The following is a 25,855-nucleotide window of genomic DNA, read 5'->3' as shown; positions in this document are numbered from 1 at the left end:
TTTCTAATTGTGTTTCACGTGGAACATCTTCATTTTTTCTTCTTCCTTCACGCGCATTAATTGCTCATCAGCATCAGATTTATCTTTATAACCACAGTAGTGCAAAACACCGTGAACCATAACGCGTTTTAATTCATCTTCAAAAGAGACATTAAAATCTGCTGCATTATCTTTAACGCGTTCAATAGAAATGAAAATATCGCCGTGTAGTTCATTTCCCACAGAATAATCAAAGCTGATAATGTCTGTTAGCGTATCGTGATCTAAATATTGCTTGTTAATTTCAAGCAAATAGTCATCGTCGCAGAATATATAGTTAATCTCGCCTTCGTTCTTTATTTCGGATTTAATGACTTCGGTTAACCAAGCCGCAAAAGCAGATTCATTATCTAAAGCAAAATCGCATTCGTAATTAAAACTAATCATTATTGATAAAGTATTCTTGAACCTTCTGGTTAAAATTGGAGCGCAAAGGTAAGCTTTGTCTATTTAAAATTTCAATGCTGTTTAAATATTCTTGTAACCTTGTTGGCAAAGCATTGGCTTGATTACTAAATTCTTTCTTATTGGTTTCTGATTGGCGCTTCTTATCTTGTCCTTGTTGTTGCACTGCCTTTTCAAGTTTCAACAGTTCGTATTTAAGATTTAGAACTTTCTGTAAAGTTTCATTATTAAAGCCTTTATTCAATAATTGCTTCTCAATTTGCTTCATTTGTTCTAAAGCGTTTTGACCATTACCACCAATGCCCTGTTTCTTTAATTCTTTTTCTAAAGCTTCACGCAATTGCTGCTGTTCTTTGTAAATTTCCATAATAGCTTTTGCATCGCCTTCACCATCTTGTCCTTGCTCACCTCCTTTTTCGTTCCCTTGGCTTTGGCCTGAATTTCCACCTTTTTGACCTTTACCTTCTTTACTGCCTTGTTGACCTTGACCCTGCTTTTCACCTTCTTTACCTTCTTGTCCTTCACCAGGTTTCTCACCCTTTTTCATGCCTTTCTTCATCTTGTCAGCAAGACTTTCCTGCTTTTTGATAATATCCGGCAACTGCATACCGGCACCTTGACCTTGACCAGGTTTAGGTTTGCCTTTACCCTGTCCTTCCATTTGAAGAGACATTTGCATACTATTAAGAACGTCACTAAGCATATCCGCCAATCTATTGGCTGAAGAAACAGCATATTGCTGGTGAGAATTTCCTTTAGATACATTAGCTTCAGCTAACGTTTCGAGTGCTTTGTCAACGTTATATTGAACGTTACCAATCTCCTTAGTTACGTCTTCGGCAATTTTAGGGTTGCGCAATGACATGGCAAATAAACTGTCATCAACATGTTTAAATTGCTGCTTCAAATCTTGTTGTATTTTAAGATTTTTATTGAAAGAGGGTGCGCCACGTTTCAAATTTTTGAACTGCTTCATCACCTCTTCTTGAGAAAATGAATATGCTAACAAATTGTCCAAAATCTGGCGCAACATAGCCACATCTTCTTCCATTTGTTCCATATCACCAGACTGCATTTGCTCTGCCATTTTCTGGCTCATTTGTTTCATCTTCTTGGCAGCACTCTTTTGCTTTGGCTTCGCTTTCTCTTTTTGTTGCTTTTGCAATTGCTCCTTAGCATTCTTCATGTCATCCTCTATGCTCTTCTCTTGCTCATCTGAATTGGGAATATCCATTGGTGATTTCAACTCTTTGTTTTCCTGTTCTAATTCGTTTAATTCTTGCTGAAGCTTATCAAACTCCTTATTGATGTCCTCTTGCTTCTCTGCTGAATTCTCTTCAACTTTATCGGCCAACTTGTCTTGCTTATCCGCAAGTTTATCTAGTTTATTGGCTATTTGTTCCGCTTTCTTTTCAACGTAATAACGCTTGGTTAGCTCAACCAACTGCTCTAAACTCTTGGTTTGGTTTTTACTCGCTTGTTGGAATTTTTGCATTTTTTCGAACAACTCTTCTTTGCTGATTTTATCATTCAGCTTTTGCAGTTCATCCAACAACTTTTTGTTCTTCTCCAATTCTTCTTTGGTTTTCTCTAAACGGTCTTGCAATAATTCTTTCTTCTCGTCTTTTTTCTCCGATTTAAATTGCTCCAAATTCTCCTTCATCTTCTCTGAAAACTCTTTCATCATTTCGTCTTGTTGCTTTTGACGTTGAATGAAATCGTTAACTTTTTGTTGCTCTTTGTAATCTAAATTATCCTTCTCTTTACCCATTTTTTGCAACTTCTCCATTTCGGACAATTGTTTGTCTTGGGCTTTTAACGATTTGGCTAACGAATTGATATTGTCATTTTGCTGTTGCAACATTTCATCTTGTTTCTCGGTCTCAGTCGCAATGCGGTTGCTGAATACAGCTGATTTGGAGCTTTTGAAATTGTGAATGGCATCATTATCGAAAATCTCAAAATAGTACTCATATGAAACACCTTCTTCTACCGGAAGATTACTCGGAAAAGCAAACACAAACTGATCATAAACATCTTTCTTAACGTTGATAAGCGCTTTTTTAGCTGTGTTCGGTTTATCCTTAAGATAATAAACAATTTGCAGCTTAGAAAGTCCGTAATCGTCAGAAACTTGTCCGAGCACATAATTCTTATTGACTTTTAAACTATCCGGTGCATTGTTGACTGTTATCGTTGGAAATTGGTCTTTGATGACAGAAATCTGATAATTCAACTTTTCGTAGTGCTGCACTTTATTGTTTGAGGTCAAAATTTGATACTCTACATTTTGCAGTATACTTTTCGACAACGTAAAGACATTATCTTGTTTAGCGAAAGTAAATCGATTGGTAGCATTCACCCAGTCCACTTTTTGAGTAGCCAAAGTGTTCATTCGCCAAGTAACTTTGGTTCCTTCAGGAATAACAGCATTTCCGGTGCCTTTGATTACCTCCGCTTTTTTATTCAAATAAACCGGGAAATTCAGAATCATTTCGAAGTTGGCTATGGAAGGAACCGTAACTACTTTAAGTTCATAATCGTGCGAACTGACTTCGTTAGCTTCGATATGAAATTCAATATCTTCGGATGGTTTCGGAATGACAAATTCAAATTCTCCTGCTTTAGTAGTTTCCATAAAGTAACTTTCATCGCCTATAAAAATCATCGCATTTTCCGGAACAACTTTACCAACCGTTTTAACTTTCACTAAGAAATCTTTGTTCTGTTCGGTTTGCAAATTATTGTTCACCAACACAATTTCAAAAGGTGCCGGCGGTGTAAATTGTTGTTTGAAGTTTACCACACGATTGAAACTTTGTGATAAAATTTCTCCTTTTCCCGAGATCAGGAAAAACAAAAAGAACAAAATCGGAATCACAGCCAGTGGTAAATACTTTTTATTCTTGCCTAAATTGATGGCATTGCCAAAAGGAATTGGCTGTAAAGTGGCAGCTTTCTGTTCAATCGAAGCCAAAAGGAGTTCCGATTGGTTTCGGTCTTGTGACAATTGTAAAAAGTTGGTTAGCTTATCGCCTACTTCATTAAAATGGTTTCCGATAATATTTGACGCCTGATTGTAGTCAATTCCCTTTTGCAATTTGAATAACTTAAAAAGTGGAAACAAGATGAATCGCAACAAAAGAAACAATTCTACCGCTACAAAAAGCACAAACAAAACGGTTCGCGCTGCAGGTTTAAGCCATAAGAAATACTCAACAAACAGCGTGAAGATAAAATAAAGCAAACCAATGCCGACGAAAAATATAGTGCCGCGCAGCAATTCATTGGTGTAAAACTTTCGAATAAAGTCTTCTAACTTCTGATAAATAAGGGTTGATTTTTCCAATTTTTAGCCAATCTTTTTTATAACCGATAAATGTACAATTTTTGGTGAATAACCAACGTTAAAAATTTGTCAATGAAAACGTCTTGAAAATGAAGCGGTAAGACAAATCAAAAACTTCCAACTTCTAACTTCCAACTTCCAACTTCTGTTTATCTTTGCACACACTTCGACAAGCTCAGTGTTAATATGAATAACCCTAAATTATAAAAATGTCAAGACCAGTTAGAGTTCGTTTTGCTCCAAGTCCAACCGGACCATTGCACATTGGTGGTGTGAGAACAGCCTTATTTAATTATTTATTTGCCAAAAAACACAACGGTGTATTCTATTTGCGAATTGAAGATACCGACCAAAATCGTTTTGTTCCCGGAGCGGAACAATACATTTTTGAAGCATTGGAATGGTTAGGCATTGCGCCGAGTGAAACCGTTGCGAAAAATGAAAAATTCGGACCTTATCGCCAAAGCGAAAGAAAGCATTTGTACCAACAATATGCGGATCAGTTGGTACATTCAGGCTGGGCTTACTATGCTTTTGACACAGCTGAAGCACTGGACAACCACAGAAAGCAACACGAAGCCGAAGGGAAAACTTTTATTTACAATTGGCACAACCGTGAAAAATTAGATACTTCTTTAGTTCTTTCGGCAACAGAAACCGAAAAAAGAATTGCCAATGGAGAAGCTTATGTCATTCGATTTAAAACGCCTGTAAACGAGACTTTGAATTTGCATGATATTATTCGCGGTGACTTAAAGTTTGAAACCAATTTGTTAGACGATAAAGTATTGTTTAAGTCAGATGGCATGCCAACGTACCATTTGGCGAATATAGTAGATGACCATTTGATGGAAACCTCACATGTGATTCGTGGAGAAGAATGGTTGCCAAGTTTGCCATTACACAGCTTATTGTATAAAGCCTTTGGTTGGGAAGCGCCTGAATTTGCACATTTACCACTAATTTTAAAACCTATCGGGAACGGAAAATTATCCAAACGCGATGGCGATAAAATGGGCTTTCCGGTATTTCCGTTAGAGTGGAAAAGCGAAGAAGGTGTTTCATCGGGTTACCGAGAAAAAGGATTTTTCCCGGAAGCAGTAGTGAACTTTTTGGCCTTATTAGGTTGGAACGACGGCACCGAACAGGAAATCTTTTCTTTAGAAGAATTGGCTGAAAAATTCGATTTGAATCGCGTACACAAAGCCGGAGCCAAATTTGATCCGGAGAAAAACAAATGGTTCAATCACCACTATTTACAACAACAAAGCAATGAAAGTTTAGCAGAAGCTTTTGCACCAACTTTAGCTGAAAAAGGCATCTCGACTGCGCTCGATGTGACAAAAGTAGTATCGTTAATTAAAGAGCGTGCCAATTTTGTTTCAGAATTTTGGGATTTGGCCGATTATTTCTTTGTAGCACCTACAGCTTATGATGAAAAAGCAGCTAAGAACTGGAAAGAAGATACGCCGCATTTGATGCAACAATTGATTTCGGTATTGGAAAATATAGGTGATTTTACGTCTGTCAACATCGAAACCATCGTAAAAGATTGGATGACCAAAAACGAAATTGGTATGGGAAAAGTGATGCAACCCTTCCGTTTGAGTTTGGTTGGCGCGCTCAAAGGACCACATCTTTTTGATATCGTGGAATTGATTGGAAAAGAAGAAACCATCAAACGACTGGAAAAAGCGATAGCTACATTATAAAAAAAGCCCCGAGATTCGGGGCTTTTCTTTTATAGATTAATAATCACTTGTCCGTTAATACTACCTAAATTTCCCTTAAAGGTATCACCGTTATTCAACACTTTTAAAGCATCGTCTTTGTTGAGTTTGTTTAAGATGTTGGTAAAACCGTATTCATAAAAAAGTACTGCTCTGATGGTTTTACTACCGGCAGAACATCCCAAATAGAAATTACCGCTAACCGGTGATATATCCACAATTTGATTGGCCGCTAACAACGTTCCTTTCAGGATTCGGTTTTCATCGGTTGGATCTACTTTAAGTTTGCCGTTGACTTGCAAAACCGGACCAAAATCCAGAGACACGTGGTCTTCCACCACATTATAACTGAACAAAATACGTACTTGAACACCTTGAATATTGTATTTGATATCTTGATTAAAGGAAGATTCCAAAGAGAAGTTATTGCTAAAAAACTGCATCCCGTAAATCATGCTCCAATTGTTGTAATAATTACCACGAACGGAAAGTCCGCCCGCAAAACCCATACCTGGAGAAGCTTTGAAGTTGTTGGTGAATAAAGTAGTTTGTGAAATTCCGGCTGAAATACCGATACGATTCCCATCTCGGTTACCGTATTGAGCGAAACCTAAAGTTGCAAAAAACAACAATAGCAAAGTAAGTTTTTTGTTCATGTAATGTTGACAGTTAATTTGTAACAAACATACATATATTTTCGTACAACCTATTTTAATCACTAAAATTTAAAATAGTATGGAATTTATTATCATCCCAATTGTATTTGGTGTTCTTTTTCTGTTCGCTTGCTTTTTTACCGTAAAGCAACAAACGGCTGTAGTCGTAGAACGATTCGGTAAGTTTTTGAGCATCCGCAACTCGGGTTTGCAGCTTAAAATTCCGGTAATCGACCGAATTGCAGGTCGTGTTAATTTGAGGATTCAACAATTGGATGTCATCATCGAAACCAAAACCAAAGACAACGTATTCGTAAAAATGAAAGTGTCGGTTCAGTTTAAAGTCATCCAAGAAAAAGTGTATGAAGCTTTTTATAAGTTAGAATATCCTCACGATCAAATTACGGCTTATGTGTTTGATGTAGTTCGTGCCGAGGTGCCGAAATTGAAATTAGACGATGTTTTTGAAAGAAAAGACGATATCGCGATAGCCGTGAAACGCGAATTAAACGAAGCGATGATGACTTATGGTTACGACATTATCAACACCTTAGTAACGGATATCGATCCGGACATGCAAGTAAAAAATGCAATGAACCGAATCAACGCGGCTGATAGAGAAAAAACTGCAGCCGAATTCGAATCGGAAGCCCAAAGAATCCGTATTGTAGCCAAAGCCAAAGCCGAAGCTGAAAGCAAACGCTTACAAGGGCAAGGTATAGCTGATCAAAGAAGAGAAATTGCGCGCGGTTTGGTAGAAAGTGTGGAAGTATTGAATAATGTAGGCATCAATTCGCAAGAAGCTTCGGCATTGATTGTGGTAACACAACACTATGATACTTTACAAGCTATTGGTGCCGATACCAACTCGAACTTAATCTTGTTACCTAATTCACCTCAAGCCGGAAGCGATATGTTGAACAACATGGTGGCGAGTTTTACCGCCAGTAACCAAGTTGGTGAAGTGATGAAAAACGCCCCTAAACGCATTAAAAAGAAAGAAGATCACACTTCCACCGATTACAATCCGTCGGACACTTCCAATCCGGAAGAACCGAAAAAGTAACAACTAGGGAATACAAAAAAGAGGCTTAATCGCCTCTTTTTCTATTTATAAACCAACCGATTACGTATGGTAATGCTATCTTTAAAATGCTGCCTAAAGTTCCGGAAAACAATTTTTTATAAACGGCATAAAACCCTTGAACCGGTTCCGAAGGGAAAATGCTATCTTTAGTTTTCTCATAGCTGAGCTTCATTTTCTGGAAATAGATTTCTTTTTCCAATTTCAGAATCTCTAAATCGTGCTCAATCTCGGCATAAGAAGCATACTTTTTGGTTTCCATCATTTAATCGTTAAAAAATATTTCTGAGAACTTCTCTAAAATTGGTCCTTCTACAATTTTATCTTTTACTAAAAATAAGAGCATTGCTAATACTAAATAAACACCGGCTACCGCTAAAAATCCTAGTGGATAACTGTTAAACCATCGTCCTAAGGCCAAAGCACCTGCGATTGAAACAAACAATAAAACAATAGTCAAACAAAGTGCAATTAGTAAAAACTTGACCATTAAAGTAGTCGACTTCATGGCTACTTTAAAACCCCAAAGTTTATAATAGGCCAAACTGGTTTCTACATAAGCTTTGGCATTCTCCTGAATGTCTTCTACATTTTCTTTTATTTCTTCAAAAGGCATTACTTCTGTAATTTGGCGTTTTGTTTTTTAAGCTCGGCTAATTTTTCTTCTAAAAAGGTAATAGCTTCTTCCGCTTTATAACTCGATTTAGATAACAAATTTTCGACAGTTTCTTTTAACTCGTCTTTGGTTTGAGAAAATTTTTCTTTGGCTTCTTCTTCTGCTGAGTTGAATTTGGATTTTACGTCATCTTTCAAATCATCAAAACCGTTTTTAATTTTTTCTCTCGTTTTTGAACCTTTATCGGGTGCAAACAAAATTCCGATACCTACTCCAATGGCAGCTCCGGCTAAAAGTGCCAAAATACTGTCGCTACTTCTTCCTGACATAATATTTGAAATTTTAATTTGATTAAAGTTACGAAATTTTTAACCAAAGCCAGTTAATAAGCCGTTAAATGATAAAAAATGATTTTAAAGCAATATAAAAGAGGTTTACTACAAAGACTATAAAATCACCTTAAGGATTTTTAAAAATCAAATAAAACCGATTTATGAAGGTTAATTTTAATCAAATGAAATTATACTTTTTATTAAAACAATAAGTTTTATTAATAATAGAAAAAGCCCACGATTATGCGAGCTTTTCATTTGATTTTTCTATACTTGATTTAGTCTTTGTTTTCCACTTTGGCCCAAGTATCTCTTAAGCCAACCGTTTTGTTAAAAACTAATTTTTCGGTCGATGAATCTTTATCAACGCAAAAATATCCCAAACGTTGGAATTGGAACTGGTCTAAATTTTTAGCAGATTGCAAACTTGGTTCTACAAAACCGGTAATCACTTCTAATGAATTCGGATTGATAAATTCTTTAAAGTCGATTTCTTTGTTGCCATCCGGACTTTCATGGGTAAATAATCGGTCGTATACACGAACTTCAGCCGGTATAGCATGATTGATAGAAACCCAGTGAATGGTACCTTTTACTTTTCTTTGAGACGCTTCTGTACCACTTCCGCTGCGAGAATCGGTATCATACGTACAATGAATTTCGGTAATGTTCCCGTTTTCATCTTTGATAACACTCTCTCCTTTAATGATGTAAGCATTTTTTAAACGTACTTCAGTACCTAAAGTCAGACGGAAAAATTTCTTATTAGCCTCTTCTTGAAAATCTTCTCTTTCGATATATAACTCTTTGGAAAAAGGCACTTTTCTATAGGTCATTATTTCTTCTTCAGGATTATTCTCAGCTTCTAACCATTCTTCCTGACCTTCAGGATAATTCGTAATTACCAATTTTACCGGATTCAAAACTGCCATTACACGAGGTGCGGTTTTGTTCAATTCTTCGCGAACACAGAACTCCAGTAAGGAAACATCTATTAAGTTAGTACGTTTGGCAATACCGATGGTTTTAGCAAAATTTCGGATAGCCATAGGCGGATAACCTCTGCGACGCATACCGGAAATAGTACTCATTCGAGGATCATCCCAACCACTAACGTGTTTTTCTTCAACCAATTGCAAAAGTTTTCTTTTAGAAACCACTGTGTGTGATAAATTTCTTCTGGCGAATTCTCGTTGTTTCGGACGCACTTTAGTCTCATCGTAAACTTGGTCTAAAAACCAGTCATACAACTCGCGGTGCGGTAAAAATTCAAGCGTACAAAACGAATGGGAAATCTGTTCTAAATAATCGCTTTCTCCATGTGCCCAATCATACATTGGGTATATACACCAATCATTTCCGGTTCGGTGATGGTGCTTTTTTAAGATGCGATACATAATTGGGTCACGCATCAGCATATTAGTCGAAGCCATATCGATTTTAGCGCGCAAAATATGAGTTCCTTCATCAAATTCACCATTTTTCATGCGTTCAAAAAGGTCTAAATTCTCTTCCACCGAACGATCGCGGTAAGGAGAATTGGTACCAACTTGTGTTGGTGTTCCTTTTTGCTTGGCCATTTCCTCCGAAGTTTGGCTGTCTACATAGGCCTTTCCTTTCTTAATAAATGCAACAGCCCAATCGTATAATTGTTGGAAATAATCAGAAGCATAACATTCGTTAGCCCATTGGTAACCCAACCATTCAATATCTTTTTTAATAGCATCCACGTATTCCTGCTCTTCTTTAGCGGGATTGGTATCATCAAAACGCAAGTTCACAGGCGCCTGATAATCAATTCCTAAACCAAAGTTTAAACAAATGGCACTGGCATGACCAACGTGTAAATACCCGTTAGGTTCCGGTGGAAAACGAAAACGCAATTTGTCTTGAGACAAACCATTTTTCAAATCTTCTTCAATAATTTGTTCGAGGAAATTAAGTGACTTCTCTTCTGTTGCCATTATTTTTGTAATTTTAGCAAAGATATTAAAAACGTTACGAGTTACAAGTTACGGATTGTAAGTTTGTTCAATTACTAACAACTCTAAACTAACCACTCTAAACCCGAAACTTAACCAATGGGAACAATTAAATTACAAAATATAAGAACCTTTTCCTTTCATGGTTGTTTGGAAGAAGAAGCTCGAATCGGTTCTGATTACAGAGTAGATTTGGAGATTAAAACCGATTTAAGAAAATCATCAGTCAGTGATGACCTAAAAGACACAGTAGATTATGTACTTTTAAACAAAATTGTGGTAGATGAAATGGCTATTCGTTCTAAATTATTAGAACATGTAGCCCAGCGAATTGTGTCCAGAATATTCAAAGAAATCCCTTCAGTATCCAGAATAGTATTAGCGGTTTCTAAACTCAATCCACCAATAGGCGGTGATGTTGAAGCAGTTACTATTGAATTGGAAGAATACAGAAGTTAGATTTAAGATTGGCGATTTAAGATTGTTGAATGCAGAATGAAATCAAAAATCAAAAATCGTTAATCAACAATCTAAAATTAAAACTTTTTAGTATATTTGCCGTCCAACTGGCATCGTGGCCGAGCGGCTAGGCACCGGTCTGCAAAACCGTATACTCCGGTTCGAATCCGGACGATGCCTCTTAATTAAGCTCTCTTTTTGAGAGCTTTTTTTATGCTTAATTTTTAGAAAAAATTAATTAAAGATTGTGTTCGAATCCGGACGATGACTCTAAATCTTAAAGCACAATAGCATTGCGACTGAAGAAGGAAACTTGGAGGTTTTTTTTATGGTTAATTTTTAAGAAAAATTAATTAAAGATTGTGTTCGAATCCGGAAAATAAAAGCATAAAAAAACTTCAGAATAAAATCTAAGGTTTTTTATTTTGATCAATATTTATTCTTGTTCTTCTAACTTTTCAATAGCAGAATTCACTATTTTTTGCTCTTTTGGAAACCAAGCCTGTGACAGTAAAACGACACCACAAATGATTAAAGCAATACTAATAACCTTTTTGATTAAAAGGATGTTTTTAGGATTGAGTTTGCTTCGTAACTGTTTGGCTAATATTATTTTAAATAAATCGGTTATAAAATAAACGATGATTAATGTTGCGAAAAAAGTAATCATTCGCGACGCCTTTAATTCTAATTGCGGACCAATGGTAATTAAGATAGCCAACCAAAAACCTAGGACGCCAATGTTAATAAAGTTTAAAAAGAAACCTTTGATGAATAAAGAAAAGTAATTGGTCTTTGCTAATTCTTTAGGGTCAATTTCATCGATGTTTTTTTTAGATTCTTTCTTGTTTTTGATAAAAGATATTATCCCATAAGTAAGCATAACTAATCCGCCGAAAATAAACAAGGCCGGATCATCTTTGATGCTTTGAATCAAACGATAACTACTGAAAAAAGCAATCAGAATAAAGATAATATCCGCTAAAACTACACCCAAATCAAACATGACTGCAGCTCTGAATCCTTTGACTACACTGGTTTCCAGGAGTACAAAAAATACCGGACCAATCATAAAACTCAGGAAAAAACCGAGCGGTATGGCGGATAAAATATCGTTTAAAAAAATCATGTTTTGAATTTTGACACTGCAAGTTAGCATTAAATTTGAAAAATTTAAAAAAAATACTACTTCGCTTCTCTAACCGTTCCGCCGGCTATGACTTTTTGATTGATCTGTTTCGGTTTGCCGTAAATGGTAATATCGCCACCGGCTCTGACTTTAGCTTCTACTATATCTGTAGCAAAAATATCCGCTTCGCCACCGGCATTGGCAGTAATAGTAGTTTGCTTTGTTTTGAATTGTTGTGCTTCAAAAATACCGCCTGAATTCACTAAAATATCCTGATTATCAGCATTTCCTTCAATGATAACTTTAGAGCCATTGGCAATTCTGGCTGAAAATTTTTGGGTTTCAAGCTTAACTTTAACCTCAGAACCTTCTTTGGCATTTACATCAAAAGTCAGTGTTTTTATAAGATCGCCACATGCTATTCTGGAACCTTCATTAGCTTCAACAGCAGTAATATTTTTGAAGTAAACCGTTACTGAAATGTGATCGCCGCCTAATAATTTCGTCAGCGACATTCTGATTTTAAGTTCACCATTTTTGTTAACCAATTCAACTTCATTGGCTTCTTTACCATCAATGATGACTTTGTTTTCGCTGCTTTTTACCAAGAAAACATCAATCTGATCGAAAGCGGTAACTTTATCAAAATCACCAACATTTTTTTCAACTTGTCCAAAAGTTACAGCACTGAATAACAATGCACTATACACTACATTTTTCATACTATTCGTTTCTTCTTATAAAATGAAAATCTAATTGTTTCTTCACTAAATCGGCATTTTTAACCTTCACATACACTTCGTCTCCAAGCTGTAACAATGCTTTTGAAACTTGACCTACTAAAGCATATTGTTTTTCATCAAACACATAATAATCTTCCTTGATTTCTCGGATGCGAACCATACCTTCACATTTGTTTTCAATTATTTCAACATAAATTCCCCATTCAGTTACACCGGAAATTACGCCTAAAAACTCTTGGTCTTTATGGTCTTGCATGTATTTCACCTGCATGTATTTCACAGAATCTCTTTCTGCCTGAGCCGCTAATGCTTCCATATCACTGGAATGTGCACATTTAGCTTCATAATCTTCTTGACTCACACTTTTGCCACCATCCAAATAATGTTGCAACAATCGGTGCGCCATTACATCGGGATAACGACGAATTGGCGAAGTAAAATGACTGTAGAAATCGAATGCTAATCCGTAATGACCAATATTTTCGGTAGAATACACTGCTTTACTCATACTTCGAATGGTCAGCGTATCAACTAAATTTTGCTCTTTTTTACCGTTGACTTCGTTTAATAAATTATTCAATGATTTCGAAATATCTTGCTTCGATTTCATGTTAATCGTATAGCCGAATTTAGAAATCACCGTTTGTAAATTCATCAACTTATCTTCATTAGGTTCATCGTGAATTCGGTATACAAAGGTTTTCTTTTGTTTACCTATAAATTCCGCTACTTTTCTGTTGGCCAACAACATAAATTCTTCAATCAAATGATTGGCATCTTTCGACACTTTGAAGAATACACCAACAGGCTCAGCTGCTTCATTTAAGTTGAATTTTACTTCCACTTTATCAAATGAAATTGCTCCGGCAGCCATTCTTTTTCTTCGAAGAATTTTAGCCAATTCATCCATTTTTAAAGTTGCTTCCACTATGGGTTTCGGAGCCTGATAGGATTTTCCGGTCAGGGAAACTTCGGCCGGAATCAAATCGGATTGGGTTTCTATGATACTTTGCGCTTCTTCATAAGCAAATCGCTGATCAGAATAAATCACTGTTCGGCCAAACCATTGGTTGACTACTTCGGCTTTCGGTGTCAATTCAAATACAGCCGAAAACGTATATTTCTCTTCATTTGGGCGCAACGAACAGGCAAAATTAGATAAAACTTCAGGCAACATCGGAACCACACGATCAACTAAATACACAGATGTCGCTCGGTTATAAGCTTCGTCATCTAAAATAGTACCTTCTTTCACATAATGTGACACATCGGCTATATGTACACCAATTTCGTAATTGCCGTTTTCTAAAACTTGAAACGACAAGGCATCATCAAAATCTTTAGCATCTTTCGGATCAATGGTAAAGGTTAATACTTTACGCATGTCTCTTCGTTTAGCAATTTCTTCAGGCGTGATTGAAGTATCTATTTTATTAGCAAAAGCTTCTACTTCTATCGGGAAATCATAGGGTAAACCGTATTCGGCTAAAATCGCGTGAATTTCGGTATTGTGTTCGCCGGGTTTTCCCAGCACTTTTATCACTGAACCAAAAGGAGAATCGGCTTTTGCCGGCCAATCTTCCAACTTAACTAATACAACATCACCGTGTTCAGCATCGCCTAATTTGTTCTTTGGTACAAAAATATCAGTGTACATTTTGGCATTGGCAGTAGTCACAAAACCAAAATTCTTTTGAATGTCAATTACGCCAACAAACTCTTCTTTGTGTCTTTCTATAATTTCTAAAACTTCAGCTTCCGGTTTCCTCGAACTTCTGCGATCGTACACATACGCTTTTACTTTGTCGCCATCCAAGGCATGATTCAAATTAACAAATGGAACAAAAACGTCGTGCTCTAATTCATCACAAACAAAATAACCGGCTTTTCTACTGGTCATATCGATAGTACCTTCATAGTATTTTTGACTGGTAGCTTTCACTAAATACTTTCCGGGTTCCGACTCGATGATTAGTTTTTGAGCGGCTAAAATTTTTAAATCTTTTATAATTTCATTCCGACTTTTAGTATCGTCGAGTTCCAGTATCGCTGCTATTTGTTTGTAATTGAAAGGCTTATTGGGATTTTTAGATAGTATTTTAAAAATCTTTTCGGAAAAGGTTTTGGCTTTACTTCCGAACTTTTTGGGTTTCTTACTCATTGTATCATTTCTAATTAATGTTGAAAATTACAAAATACTTACTAGTTATGAGTATAAGTTATGAGTTTTAATATAAATCTAACATTCACTACCTTTAGCAAAACACATAAAAATGACTGAATTTATAACCATAGCAATTTTCAACTTCGCCCATGAAATCAACGTATTGAGAACGATTTTAGAACACGAAGGTATTCCGCATTTATTTCAAAATGAAAACTTAATTGCCATTGATCCTTTAGCCAGTTTAGCGTACGGCGGTATTCAGTTAAAAATACATCCTAACGATATCAAAAGAGTGCAACAAATTTTAAACGACTTAAACAATCCTTTAACTGTAGTTTGAAAAATCAAAGTTTTCAACAATAATTAAAAACAACAAAAAAGAATTTTTAAAATTTTAAAATTTATGATGGTTATTATAGCTTGTTAATTTCACGCATAACTTTTAGTCATTTTATTTTTTAAAAAAGTTATACCAATTTATACAGAGAAATTAACAACGATTTTAAAATCTAAAAGCCTTAAAATGAATTAAAATTTAGTTTTTATTAACAGTTGTTAACAGTCAAAGAAGCACTACTTTTTTTAATAAGTTTAGTTGTTGATAATTGTTGAAAACCTACTTTTTTGTGCTCATAATTTTTCTATAAAAAGCCAAAACTAAATTTGATTTTCTCAATCCAATTTTGGATTAGAAAAAAAAGAAATACAAGGGCAAAAAACTTCTGATTTTCTATCCAAAGTTGTTAACAATTGATGTTAATTTAAAGTTAACTGATTATCAAGGATTTGCAAAACGCTATTAACATTATATAATTTTAACATTTATATTGAAATATATCTAATGATTTTCAATTAGTTATACAATTATCTTAAAATGGCGTTTTGCTTACTTTTTAAAAATCAATCAGTTAGAATTATGTAAGCATCCAATCAATAGATTCCGTAAATTTGTGCAACTAATAACACAACATACCTTATGAAAATCTCCATCGGAAACGATCACGCCGGACCGGATTATAAAAAAGCCATATTGGCTTATTTAACACAAAAAGGCTACCAAGTAGTTAACCACGGAACCGACACTTTTGACAGTGTGGATTATCCTGATTTTGGCCATCCTGTGGCGGAAGATGTTGAAACCGGTAAAGCCGATTTCGGTATTGTAATTTGTGGTTCCGGAAATGGGATTAACATGACGGTTAACAAACACCAAGGCATTCGTTCAGCTTTGTGTTGGACTAAAGAAATTGCTGCTTTGGCTCGTCAACATAATGATGCTAATATTATTAGTATTCCGGCGCGTTACACCTCTATTCAACAAGCGGTTGACATGGTTGACACTTTTTTAAACACCGATTTCGAAGGCGGAAGACACGCTAATAGGGTCAATAAAATAGCTTGTCAGTAAGCTTTATGTATCCGAAAACCGTAATAGAGTACAATAGTTTTGGTCGGAAAACGGCTTTAGCTACTTTTGTAACCGGCAGTTTGATTGTGGCGCTCTATTACTATACTGCTTTCAGCGGAATGATTTTCGTTAGTTTGTTTTTCATCATTTCATTTTTTCTCTTGAATACTGCAGTTTCGGTTTCTCTAATCAAGCTTTTACTGAAAAACAAAAAAGATAAAAAATCAATATTAACTACACTGTTTTTAATGTCGCTCAACCTTCCTGTAGGTTACGCTTATTTGCAGCTAGGATTTAAAATTTACGCCCACACCATTAATTAAAATGAGCGAAGTACACATTCACAAACATGAAGTAAAAGGGAAAAATTTAGTCATTTCCATCTTGTTAAACTTATTGATAACCATCGCGCAAATTGTGGGTGGAATCATTTCAGGAAGTTTAGCACTCATCTCTGATGCTTTACATAATTTCTCCGATGTACTTTCCTTGGTTTTTAGTTACATCGCTCATAAATTATCTAGGAGAAAAGCATCTATCAACAACACTTTTGGTTTTAAAAGAGCCGAATTAATTGCCGCTTTTGTCAACGCTTCCACCTTAGTTATTGTGGCTTTAATCCTGATTTACGGAGCGGTAGAACGTTTTTTTAATCCACATCCCATTGAATCCGGTTTAGTGATTTGGTTGGCTTTATTGGGGATTATTGTGAATGGTCTTTCGGTGATTTTTTTACGCAAAGATGCCGAGCACAACCTCAATATGAAATCGGCTTATTTGCATTTGCTTACCGATATGATGGCTTCCGTGGCTGTATTGGTTGGTGGATTGTTGATGCAATTTTACGGTTGGTTTTGGGTAGATAGTTTGATGACTATTATTATTGCGATTTATTTGATAGTTGTTGGTTTAAAACTGTTAGTCGAATCCACCAAGATGCTCATGTTGTTCACTCCTGATTTTATCGATATTAAAGAATTGGTTCGCGAAGTCCATAAAATTCCCGGTGTTAAAAAATTACACCACATACACGTTTGGCATCTTAACGACGAAGAATTACACCTCGAAGCGCATTTGGATTGTTCGGAAGATATCCGAATGAGTGAATTTAACGAACTGTTACATGAAGTAGAGCTAGTATTGTTTCACCAATTCAACATCAACCACATCAACATTCAGCCCGAATTTAAAAAGGAAGATCCTAAAGACTTTATAGTGCAGGATTGAATTAGACACTCATCACAAACACCCAAAAGCACACCGTTAAAAAGAATGCCGGAATTGCCGCAATGAGATTCAAGTTTCGTTTCAGGTGCAATTTTTTCTGATGAAAAATGTAGCTTTCTATCATTAAAAATAAGGACCAAAAAAATAATCCTGTTAAGATACTGAACAAATAGGCCAGGAAAAATTCCTCATATTCTCTAAAAAACACAATACTTCCAAAACAAAAAATTACTAATAATAGTATCCTTAGAAAAAAATATTTTATCATTGTCCAAATCATTTCTCAAAGATATAAAATGACCACCATACAATTCATTCAAAATCAAGTTTCAGCATCACCCAAAAGTATTGAAGCCACGTTAAAATTACTTTCCGAAGATTGCACTATTCCTTTTATTTCACGTTACCGAAAAGACCAAACCGGGAATTTAGACGAAACCGTAATCGAGCAAATTGCCAAATTATCCAAACAGTTTGACGATATCAACAAACGCAAAGAAAGCATCCTAAAATCGATCGAAGAACAAGGACAATTGACTTCTGATTTAAAAACTAAAATTGAAAACAGCTTCGATTTACAGGAAATAGAAGATTGGTATCTGCCGTATAAAAAGAAGAAAAAAACCCGTGCCGATGTAGCGCGTGAAAACGGCTTGGAACCATTGGCTAAAATCATCATGGCGCAAAATTCTGATGATATTGAGTTCATCGCCTCTAAATATTTGAACGCTAAAGTGCCTAATGAAGACGAAGCGTTACAAGGTGCGCGCGACATTGTAGCGGAATGGATCAATGAAAACAGCTATATCCGAAAGAACCTCCGTCGCATGTTCCAAAGAAAAGCAGTAGTAGAAACCAAAGTGGTTAAAGCTAAAAAAGACGATGAAGCGGCCCAAAAATTTGCCCAATATTTCGATTGGTCTGAACCGATTTCTAAAGCGCCTTCTCATCGTTTATTGGCGATGTTGCGCGCCGAAGCGGAAGGCTTTGTCAAACTCAACGTGGGTTTAGATGCCAATGAAGAAGCCATCGAATTCATCGAAAACAATACCATCAAAAATAACAGAGAAACCGCAGATCAATTGCGTTTGGCTATTAAAGACAGTTTCAAACGTTTGCTTGAACCAGCCATTTCCAACGAAACCTTACAAGAAGCCAAAGCCAAAGCCGACAGCAAAGCCATCGAAGTATTTGCCGGCAATTTAGGCCAACTTTTACTCGCGCCGCCACTGGGAGAAAAGCGAATCTTAGCCATAGACCCGGGTTATCGCAGTGGTTGTAAAGTGGTTTGTTTGGATGAAAAAGGCGACTTGCTCTACAACGAAACCATCTATCCGCACCAGCCGCAAAATGAAACGGCTATGGCCATGAAAAAAATCAAATCGATGGTTAACGCCTACAACATAGAGGCCATTTCTATCGGAAACGGAACCGCTAGTCGTGAGACGGAATTCTTCATCAAAAAAATTGCTTTTGACAAACCGGTTCAGGTTTTTGTGGTTTCCGAAGCCGGTGCTTCTGTATATTCCGCCAGTAAAATCGCTCGAGAAGAATTCCCGAATTTCGACGTTACCGTGCGTGGTTCGGTATCTATCGGAAGACGTCTTTCTGATCCGCTGGCCGAAGTGGTCAAAATAGATCCGAAATCGATAGGCGTAGGCCAATACCAACACGATGTAGATCAAACCAAACTGAAAGAAGAACTCGACACGGTAGTGGTACGCTGCGTGAACTCGGTTGGCATCAACATCAATACTGCCAGTAAATCGCTCCTGAGTTATGTGTCGGGCATTGGCGAAAAAATGGCCGAAAATATAGTAGCGTTCCGCTCTGAAAATGGTCCGTTCGAAGACCGAAAGCAGCTCAAAAAAGTACCGCGTTTAGGTGATAAAGCGTTCCAACAAGCCGCGGCTTTCATCCGAATTAAAGACGGTAAAAATCCGCTGGACAATTCGGCTGTTCACCCAGAAGCTTATCCGGTGGTAGAAAAAATGGCAAAAGATTTAGGTCTGAAAACTGCCGAATTAATCGGTAAAAAAGATAAAATAGCTTTGATTAAACCCGAAAATTACATTACCAACGATATCGGAATGTTAGCCATCAAGGACATTGTAAAAGAATTGGAAAAACCAGGGCTTGACCCTAGAAAAGCGGCTAAAATTTTCGAATTCGATCCCAATGTGAAAACCATTAAAGACGTTCTTTCCGGTATGATTTTACCAGGTATAGTGAACAACATTACCGCCTTTGGTTGTTTTGTCGATATCGGAATTAAAGAAAGCGGTTTGGTACACATTTCTCAGCTCAAAGAAGGTTTTGTGTCTGATGTAAATGAGGTGGTCAAGTTGCACCAACACGTACAAGTTAAAGTAGTTGAGGTAGATGAAGACCGAAAACGCATTCAACTGACCATGATTTTTTAAGTATAAAAAAATCCCAAATACTTTTGAATCGGTATTTGGGATTTTATTTTTCTTCTCAATAAAAAGCGGAAGTACTATTTAGATTCTTCCTCTTTGGCCGGAGTAGCTGGCGCCACAGTATCGTCTTTGGCAGCTTTCTTAAATTCTTTTACACCGCTTCCCAAACCTTTCATCAATTCCGGAATCTTTTTACCGCCGAAAAGCAATAAAACTACCGCCAAAATTAACATCATTTGAGGAAACTCGATAGTGCCTAAAAATATGGTTAAAAAGTTCATATAGTTGTTGTTAAATTATTCTTTAGTATCTTCTTCTTTCTTAGTTTCAGAAGTGTCGTCTTTAGCGGCTTTTTTAAATTCTTTTACACCACTACCTAAACCTTTCATCAATTCCGGAATCTTTTTACCGCCAAAAAGCAATAAAACAATCGCAAGAATCAACAAGATTTGAGGCATCCCGATTTCACCTAAAAATATCATTAAAAAGTTCATGATTTCTCTGATTAGATTATAATAATGGGCAAAGGTAGAAAATAAATCAATAGCTGCGTTTATTTGACTCGAAAGAACCGCAAACTTTATGAAATCTTAAGCAGATATAATTCCTATATTTGTGGTATAAACCATTACCATGTCTGAGAAAAGACTCAAACGCAAAATCATCAAAAAGAAATTGTTCACGAAAAACCGCTTGGTGATTCTGAATGAAGACACTTTTGAAGAAGTATTTTCTTTGCGATTGACACTGATGAATGTGTTTGTGGTGGCTACCATAGGCGCGTTGTTGATTATTTTTGTCACTACTTACATCATCGCTTTTACCCCTTTGCGAGAATATATTCCGGGCTATGCGTCAACGAAACTTAAAAAAGATGCGACCGAATTGGCGCTGAAATCCGATTCATTGTCAAAAGCCTTAAAAAAGAACGAAGCCTACATTGCCTCCATCAAAAAAATTTTAACCGGCGATTTGGATTACGCTAAATTCAGTAAAGATTCCATTACCGCAACCAATATTGAAACCATTTCGGAAGAAGACTTGCAACCGACTAAAGCCGATTTATTGCTTCGTGAGCAAGTGGCTCGTGAAGACAAATACAACTTGTTCGAAAAGGCTAAACCCAAAGCAGGCGTAGTGCTTTTTCCGCCGGCCAAAGGCATGATTACCGAAAAGTTCAATCCGAAAGAAAAGCATTATGCCGTTGATGTCGCATTGGCTAAAAATACCCCAATAAAATCCGTCTTAAGCGGCACCGTAATTTTTGCTGATTGGACACCAACCAATGGTAACGTAATCATCATTCGCCATAACAACGGATTTATTTCTGCTTACAAACACGCTGCATCATTGACCAAAGACCAAGGAGAAACTGTAAAATCGGGTGAAGTAGTAGCTTTAGCCGGTTCAACCGGACAAGAATCTACCGGCGTTCACTTGCATTTCGAATTGTGGAAAGACGGGTACCCAATTGATCCATCCATTTTTATAGCCTTCGAATAATATGGAAGATTTTTTAATTGTTGTAGTAGAAAAACTTTTCTTCATGCCTTTTTTAATGGGCCTTGTTTTTGTGATTACAGCACTCATTTCACTCCGATTTCCGCCCAAAAAAATCAATAATTTGTACGGCTACAGAACCGGAAAGTCAATGAAAAATCAACAGCTTTGGGATTTCTCTCAAAAATATTCTTCGGTTAAAATGCTGCAAATTGGCTTTTTCCTTTTGGCGGTTTCGTTTTTGGGACTGGTTTTTCACCTGAATGAAAAACAGCAAGTTATCTTCGGAGTAGCACTCTCGGCATTGGTTTGTATTTATTTATTTTGGAGTACCGAAAGAGCGATTAAAAAGAATTTTCCAAACGAATAATTATGTCCATCAAATCCATCGCTGCGAAATTATTTGCGCAATACATTCATAATAAAGTCCAAACTTGGGCGACTAAACCGGTAGAAACCCAGGAAAAGGTTTTCCGTGATTTAATCGAACAAGCCCAAAACACACAGTTTGGGAAAGACCACGATTTTGCCAACATCAAAACGTTTCAGGATTTTGCCGCCAAAGTCCCAATTCGGGATTACGAACAACTTCGCTCGTATGTAGACCGCGTTGTCAAAGGCGAAGAAAATATACTTTGGAAAGGCAAACCCATTTATTTTGCCAAAACTTCGGGAACAACTTCTGGTGCCAAATACATTCCGCTCACCAAAGAGTCGATGCCGTATCATATCGAAGCCGCTCGAAATGCTATTTTGAGTTACATACACGAAACCGGTAAGGCTGATTTTGTGAACGGCAAAATGATTTTTCTCCAAGGCAGCCCGATTTTAGAAGAAAAAAATGGGATTAAACTCGGCCGACTTTCGGGCATAGTGGCGCATTTTGTTCCGAAATACCTCCAAAAAAACCGCATGCCGAGCTGGGAAACCAACTGCATCGAAGATTGGGAAACCAAGGTCGACGCGATAGTTGAAGAAACCTTCAACGAAAACATGACCGTGATTTCCGGGATTCCGTCTTGGGTGCAAATGTATTTCGAAAAACTGCAGCAAAAAGGAAATAAACCTGTAGGTGAGATTTTTAAAAATTTCAATTTGTTTATTTACGGCGGCGTGAATTACGAACCGTACCGCGCCAAATTCGAGAATTTAATCGGACGTAAAGTCGATGCTATCGAGCTCTTTCCGGCTTCCGAAGGCTTCTTTGCCTACCAAGATTCCCAAAAAGAAAAAGGGATGTTGTTATTGCTCAATTCTGGTATTTTTTACGAATTTGTCAAAGCCGAAGAATTTTTCACCGAAAACCCGCGACGCTACACCATAGGTGAAGTCGAACTTGGTGTGAACTATGTTTTGTTGCTTTCCACCAATGCCGGACTTTGGGCTTATAACATTGGCGACACCGTGCAATTCACCAGTTTAAATCCTTATCGCGTTATCGTTTCAGGTCGCATCAAACATTATATTTCAGCTTTTGGAGAACACGTTATCGGCAAGGAAGTCGAATCTGCTTTAAAAGAAGCTATGGAAGATACCGATGTCCGTGTGAACGAATTTACCGTCGCGCCGCAAATTACCCCTAACCAAGGATTGCCGTACCACGAATGGTTCATCGAATTTGAAAACGAACCGGAAAACCTGGAAGACTTTGCGCTTAAAATTGATCAAGCCATGCGCAAACAAAACACCTATTACGACGATTTGATTGTAGGTAATGTGTTGAGAACTGTCGTGATTACCAAAGTGGCCAAAAACGGTTTCCAAGAGTACATGAAATCCATCGGGAAACTGGGCGGCCAAAACAAACTGCCGCGCTTGGCCAACGACCGCAAGATAGCCGACTTTTTTGTTAAGTAGGAGCGAACCGCTTGGGCTATTGCTAAACCTTATTCCTGCTGCCAAAACTCGCTGTAACGGTGTTACGAGCTCAAACAATTTTGGCATCAGGGCTAAAAACAAACTAAAGGCATGAAAAGAATCGGCTTACTTACTTTCTTAATTTTTAATATGAACTTGGTTATTGGCCAAGTAACCCGAGGCGAAGCCGAACGGAACGAAGTTAAAGGCGTTGTTGTAGACGAAAATAACAAACCGATTCCGTATGTGAATATTTGGGTTGAAAACGAAAATGTCGGTACTACTTCAGAAGAAGACGGAACGTTCTCTTTATCGGTTTCGGAAACAAAGAAGATTTGCTTTTCAGCATTGGGTTATGAGGCTAAAATCTTGTTGGCAACAAACGTAAAATCGGTTGTATTGTATCCAAAAGCACTGGAATTAAATGAAGTGGTTATCGAAAAAAGAAAAGGAACTCAGGAGATAGTAATTGGCGATTTTTCAGGTATAAAATTAAATTCAGGAGTCACCAATACCGGACAAGACAATGTGCATGTTTGGGCCAAAAAAATTGAGACTTCAGCAATAGTAAAAGCCCATCCTTTTATAAAAACAATAGAGTTCGTAACCCAATCAAGATTGAAAAACGTTTTGTTAAGAATCAGAATTTTTAAGGAAAATAATAATGGTCTTCCTTTGGAAGATTTAGTTGAGGAAGATATCTTAGTTCCAATAAAAAAAGGTCAAAAAAACAATCTGGTTGATTTAATAAAGTACAACATCAAGATTCCTGAGGAAGGTCTTGTGATAGGATTTGAATATTTAAAATTAGAGCAAAACAAATTTGAATTCGATATCACCTCAAAAGACAACAAACAAACTCAAAAAGCTTACCGATATGAACCTTCCATTAAAGGTTTTTTTCCCGGTGGAGAAACACTACTTATATTAAACCACGATGGAAGTCCTCGTTCTAAAGGCTACGGGAATGTGGAAATTGCTTTAAAAATCAAACTATCCAATTAAATGAAATCACTCTTTTTCCTATTGTGTTTTTTCCAGCTTTCCGCTCAAGTTAAAGGCGTTGTTGTAGACGAAAACAACAAACCGATTCCTTATGTGAATATTTGGTTCGCTAACGGTAATTTGGCGGATACTACTGAAGAGGACGGTACATTCATTATTTCGGATTTAAAAGAAAATCAGGTATTGTTTTTCAGTGCCATGGGATTTGAAAAGAAAACAGTTAAAGTGGCCGATGCAGCCCGAGTCGTAATGAAGCAATCCGCAATTGAGTTGAAGGAAGTTCAACTTGAAAATCCACGAGCCAATCTCAGCAACCAAATTGATGAGTTTGAAAGAAAAAAAGTTCATTTATATTATGGTTTAGGGCTTACACAATGGTCTTTAGCTAAACAATTTACATATAACGACACTATTCAAAAAACACCTTATTTAGCCTCTATTTTGGTTAAAACCCAATCTCCCGGCGGTGCTTCAAAAGTTAAAGTCAGAATAACATCTGTTGGTCCTGATGGCAATCCCGGGGAAGATTTGATTAATGAAGATTTGATTTTTAAGGTTAAAAAAGGCGATCGAATTTCAGAGTTTGACATGTCTCAATACAAATTAAAAATAGAGGAATCAGGTATTTTTGTAGTAATAGAATATTTAATGTTGGATGAAAACCAATACATTATATACGATAAATATAAAAAGCCCTATCCGCACTCGAGACCATCAATCGGAACTATTCCTTCAGAAGAAATAACTTTTTGGTGCTATAATAAAAAATGGCGCAAAATGGACAAGCGTAATCCTTATAATTACCCGGATGAAGAACATTATTTTAATAAATATATCGAATTAGCTATGAGTTTAAAATTGACCAACTAATGAAAGCAATCTTATTTTTTATCTTATTTTCAATTTCACTTTCCGCCCAAATCACTAAAGGTGTAGTCAAAGATAGTCTTACCGGCCAACCCATTCCGTATGCGAATATTTGGGTAGAGAACGAAAATGTGGCAACAACATCTGAGGAAGATGGGACTTTTTCCATAACGGTGGCCAATACTAAAAACTTAATTTTTTCGGCTTTGGGTTACGAAACAAGAACATTAAAAGCCACTCAAGTCACCCAAGTATTCCTGAATCCGAAAGCCTTTGATTTGGATGAGGTAGTCATTTCCAACAGCATCGGCACCAAACAAAATGTCATCGGGTTAACCGAAAATACCGTGGCCCAAGCTTTTGACAACGGTCCGAGAATAGACGTGAAATTTTTTCCTTATTCCTCGGAATACAAAAAAACACCTTATCTCAAAAGAGTAACGGTTTACACCGACAGTAGAATAGAAGATGCAACTGTAAAACTTCATTTTTACAAAGTTGACGCCAATGGTTATCCGGGTGATGAATTGTTGCAGAAAGAACTTATAGTAAAGGTTAAAAACGGGACTAAAATCAACAAAATTGACTTGAGTGATTTTGGACTGGTAATGCCTAAAAAGGGTCTCTTTGTAGGTTTTGAAAAACTCATGATTGAGAAAAACAAAAAAGAAAAAACCGTGATTAATCCGGTCACTAAGGAAGCCCAAATACAAAAAACTTATTATCCGTTGATGCTTTATAACTATGTAGAAAGGGATTTTTTATTCACGTTTTCGGGTGGTAAATGGAGCAAACAAACCGATGTCGATTCGGGAAAAGTTAAGGTTTATGAACCGGCCATCCATTTAACACTGACCAATTAAAGACAAAAACCCTATAT

The 25,855-nt window shown here is 36.7% G+C and carries 26 protein-coding genes and 1 tRNA gene; 15 read left to right on the top strand and 12 right to left on the bottom strand.

Features of this window, described 5'->3' with window-relative positions; genetic code table 11:
* Window positions 1-3: 3 nt before the first annotated feature.
* Together ybeY and SK086_RS02650 are read right to left on the bottom strand one after the other, a co-directional pair.
* Window positions 4-426 carry an rRNA maturation RNase YbeY gene (gene ybeY / locus SK086_RS02655; RefSeq protein WP_324689538.1) on the bottom strand — a complete coding sequence of 141 codons (423 nt, stop codon included), beginning with the start codon at window positions 424-426 and terminating at the stop codon, window positions 4-6.
* Window positions 419-3,793 carry a DUF4175 family protein gene (locus tag SK086_RS02650; RefSeq protein ID WP_324689536.1) on the bottom strand — a complete coding sequence of 1,125 codons (3,375 nt, stop codon included), beginning with the start codon at window positions 3,791-3,793 and terminating at the stop codon, window positions 419-421. The genes ybeY and SK086_RS02650 overlap by 8 nt, the downstream gene beginning before the upstream one ends.
* Window positions 3,794-4,002: 209 nt before the next feature.
* Here SK086_RS02650 and gltX point away from each other — a divergent pair, with 209 nt between their 5' ends.
* Complete coding sequence (gltX, locus tag SK086_RS02645; RefSeq protein WP_324689534.1) at window positions 4,003-5,505, top strand: glutamate--tRNA ligase; 1,503 nt, start codon at window positions 4,003-4,005, stop codon at window positions 5,503-5,505.
* Between the two features lie 29 nt (window positions 5,506-5,534).
* Here gltX and SK086_RS02640 read toward each other — a convergent pair whose 3' ends face one another.
* Window positions 5,535-6,179, bottom strand: a complete 645-nt coding sequence (locus tag SK086_RS02640; RefSeq protein WP_290877068.1) for a PorT family protein — start codon at window positions 6,177-6,179, stop codon at window positions 5,535-5,537.
* Window positions 6,180-6,258: 79 nt separating this feature from the next.
* On the opposite strand from SK086_RS02640, the gene SK086_RS02635 reads away from it, so the two are divergent.
* Window positions 6,259-7,245 (top strand): SPFH domain-containing protein, encoded by a 987-nt coding sequence (locus SK086_RS02635; RefSeq protein WP_324689532.1) that lies wholly within the window; start codon window positions 6,259-6,261, stop codon window positions 7,243-7,245.
* Window positions 7,246-7,270: 25 nt separating this feature from the next.
* On the opposite strand, the gene SK086_RS02630 is transcribed toward SK086_RS02635, so the two are convergent.
* The 4 genes from SK086_RS02630 to SK086_RS02615 form a co-directional block, all read right to left on the bottom strand.
* Entirely contained in the window at window positions 7,271-7,528 is a 258-nt protein-coding gene (locus SK086_RS02630) for a DUF6327 family protein (RefSeq protein ID WP_324689530.1), read from the bottom strand.
* Window positions 7,529-7,879, bottom strand: coding sequence for a competence protein (locus SK086_RS02625; protein ID WP_324689528.1), 351 nt, complete (start codon window positions 7,877-7,879; stop codon window positions 7,529-7,531).
* Window positions 7,879-8,208, bottom strand: a complete 330-nt coding sequence (locus SK086_RS02620) for a YtxH domain-containing protein (protein ID WP_290877056.1) — start codon at window positions 8,206-8,208, stop codon at window positions 7,879-7,881. The genes SK086_RS02625 and SK086_RS02620 overlap by 1 nt, the downstream gene beginning before the upstream one ends.
* A gap of 281 nt (window positions 8,209-8,489) precedes the next feature.
* On the bottom strand, window positions 8,490-10,175 hold the full coding sequence (locus tag SK086_RS02615; RefSeq protein WP_324689525.1) for a glutamine--tRNA ligase/YqeY domain fusion protein: 1,686 nt from the start codon (window positions 10,173-10,175) through the stop codon (window positions 8,490-8,492).
* A 117-nt stretch (window positions 10,176-10,292) separates the two neighbouring features.
* Between SK086_RS02615 and folB the strand changes: the two genes are divergently transcribed.
* Together folB and SK086_RS02605 are read left to right on the top strand one after the other, a co-directional pair.
* On the top strand, window positions 10,293-10,652 hold the full coding sequence (gene folB / locus SK086_RS02610; RefSeq protein WP_290877300.1) for a dihydroneopterin aldolase: 360 nt from the start codon (window positions 10,293-10,295) through the stop codon (window positions 10,650-10,652).
* 109 nt (window positions 10,653-10,761) lie between these two features.
* Window positions 10,762-10,832 (top strand) — tRNA-Cys (locus tag SK086_RS02605).
* Window positions 10,833-11,088: 256 nt separating this feature from the next.
* Here SK086_RS02605 and SK086_RS02600 read toward each other — a convergent pair.
* From SK086_RS02600 to rnr, 3 genes are read right to left on the bottom strand one after another with little or no spacing between them, the layout of a single operon-like run.
* Window positions 11,089-11,781, bottom strand: a complete 693-nt coding sequence (locus SK086_RS02600; RefSeq protein WP_324689522.1) for a LysE family translocator — start codon at window positions 11,779-11,781, stop codon at window positions 11,089-11,091.
* A 56-nt stretch (window positions 11,782-11,837) separates the two neighbouring features.
* Window positions 11,838-12,503 (bottom strand): head GIN domain-containing protein, encoded by a 666-nt coding sequence (locus SK086_RS02595; protein WP_324689520.1) that lies wholly within the window; start codon window positions 12,501-12,503, stop codon window positions 11,838-11,840.
* 1 nt (window position 12,504) lies between these two features.
* The gene (rnr, locus tag SK086_RS02590; protein ID WP_324689517.1) at window positions 12,505-14,685 is read right to left on the bottom strand and encodes a ribonuclease R; all 2,181 of its coding nucleotides are present in this window, start codon (window positions 14,683-14,685) and stop codon (window positions 12,505-12,507) included.
* A gap of 112 nt (window positions 14,686-14,797) precedes the next feature.
* On the opposite strand from rnr, the gene SK086_RS02585 reads away from it, so the two are divergent.
* From SK086_RS02585 to SK086_RS02565, 5 genes are all read left to right on the top strand, one after another.
* Window positions 14,798-15,031 (top strand): DUF2007 domain-containing protein, encoded by a 234-nt coding sequence (locus SK086_RS02585; protein WP_324689515.1) that lies wholly within the window; start codon window positions 14,798-14,800, stop codon window positions 15,029-15,031.
* Between the two features lie 636 nt (window positions 15,032-15,667).
* A complete protein-coding gene (gene rpiB / locus SK086_RS02580) occupies window positions 15,668-16,099 on the top strand; it encodes a ribose 5-phosphate isomerase B (RefSeq protein WP_324689513.1) in 432 nt (143 codons plus the stop codon).
* Entirely contained in the window at window positions 16,090-16,422 is a 333-nt protein-coding gene (locus SK086_RS02575) for a hypothetical protein (RefSeq protein ID WP_290872737.1), read from the top strand. Before rpiB ends, SK086_RS02575 begins: the two co-directional genes overlap by 10 nt.
* 1 nt (window position 16,423) lies before the next feature.
* Window positions 16,424-17,326, top strand: a complete 903-nt coding sequence (locus tag SK086_RS02570) for a cation diffusion facilitator family transporter (RefSeq protein ID WP_290872740.1) — start codon at window positions 16,424-16,426, stop codon at window positions 17,324-17,326.
* Between the two features lie 296 nt (window positions 17,327-17,622).
* Complete coding sequence (locus SK086_RS02565) at window positions 17,623-19,749, top strand: Tex family protein (protein WP_324689510.1); 2,127 nt, start codon at window positions 17,623-17,625, stop codon at window positions 19,747-19,749.
* Between the two features lie 74 nt (window positions 19,750-19,823).
* On the opposite strand, the gene SK086_RS02560 is transcribed toward SK086_RS02565, so the two are convergent.
* Entirely contained in the window at window positions 19,824-20,027 is a 204-nt protein-coding gene (locus SK086_RS02560; RefSeq protein ID WP_324689508.1) for a Sec-independent protein translocase subunit TatA/TatB, read from the bottom strand.
* Between the two features lie 15 nt (window positions 20,028-20,042).
* The gene (locus tag SK086_RS02555; protein ID WP_324689506.1) at window positions 20,043-20,240 is read right to left on the bottom strand and encodes a Sec-independent protein translocase subunit TatA/TatB; all 198 of its coding nucleotides are present in this window, start codon (window positions 20,238-20,240) and stop codon (window positions 20,043-20,045) included.
* Between the two features lie 139 nt (window positions 20,241-20,379).
* On the opposite strand from SK086_RS02555, the gene SK086_RS02550 reads away from it, so the two are divergent.
* From SK086_RS02550 to SK086_RS02525, 6 genes are all read left to right on the top strand, one after another.
* On the top strand, window positions 20,380-21,249 hold the full coding sequence (locus SK086_RS02550) for a M23 family metallopeptidase (RefSeq protein WP_324689504.1): 870 nt from the start codon (window positions 20,380-20,382) through the stop codon (window positions 21,247-21,249).
* Between the two features lies 1 nt (window position 21,250).
* Window positions 21,251-21,616 (top strand): SdpI family protein, encoded by a 366-nt coding sequence (locus SK086_RS02545; protein WP_324689503.1) that lies wholly within the window; start codon window positions 21,251-21,253, stop codon window positions 21,614-21,616.
* 2 nt (window positions 21,617-21,618) lie between these two features.
* Window positions 21,619-23,103, top strand: a complete 1,485-nt coding sequence (locus SK086_RS02540; protein ID WP_324689501.1) for a GH3 auxin-responsive promoter family protein — start codon at window positions 21,619-21,621, stop codon at window positions 23,101-23,103.
* Window positions 23,104-23,214: 111 nt separating this feature from the next.
* Complete coding sequence (locus SK086_RS02535; RefSeq protein WP_324689500.1) at window positions 23,215-24,108, top strand: carboxypeptidase-like regulatory domain-containing protein; 894 nt, start codon at window positions 23,215-23,217, stop codon at window positions 24,106-24,108.
* Window positions 24,109-24,978 (top strand): carboxypeptidase-like regulatory domain-containing protein, encoded by an 870-nt coding sequence (locus SK086_RS02530; RefSeq protein WP_324689498.1) that lies wholly within the window; start codon window positions 24,109-24,111, stop codon window positions 24,976-24,978.
* The gene (locus SK086_RS02525; RefSeq protein ID WP_324689496.1) at window positions 24,978-25,838 is read left to right on the top strand and encodes a carboxypeptidase-like regulatory domain-containing protein; all 861 of its coding nucleotides are present in this window, start codon (window positions 24,978-24,980) and stop codon (window positions 25,836-25,838) included. Before SK086_RS02530 ends, SK086_RS02525 begins: the two co-directional genes overlap by 1 nt.
* Window positions 25,839-25,855: the final 17 nt, after the last annotated feature.

This window comes from Flavobacterium cheonhonense (assembly GCF_035671315.1).
GTDB classification, from domain to species: domain Bacteria; phylum Bacteroidota; class Bacteroidia; order Flavobacteriales; family Flavobacteriaceae; genus Flavobacterium; species Flavobacterium cheonhonense.
The sequence above is the reverse complement of the archived record's forward strand: the minus strand, read 5'-3'. Positions and strand labels throughout refer to the sequence as shown.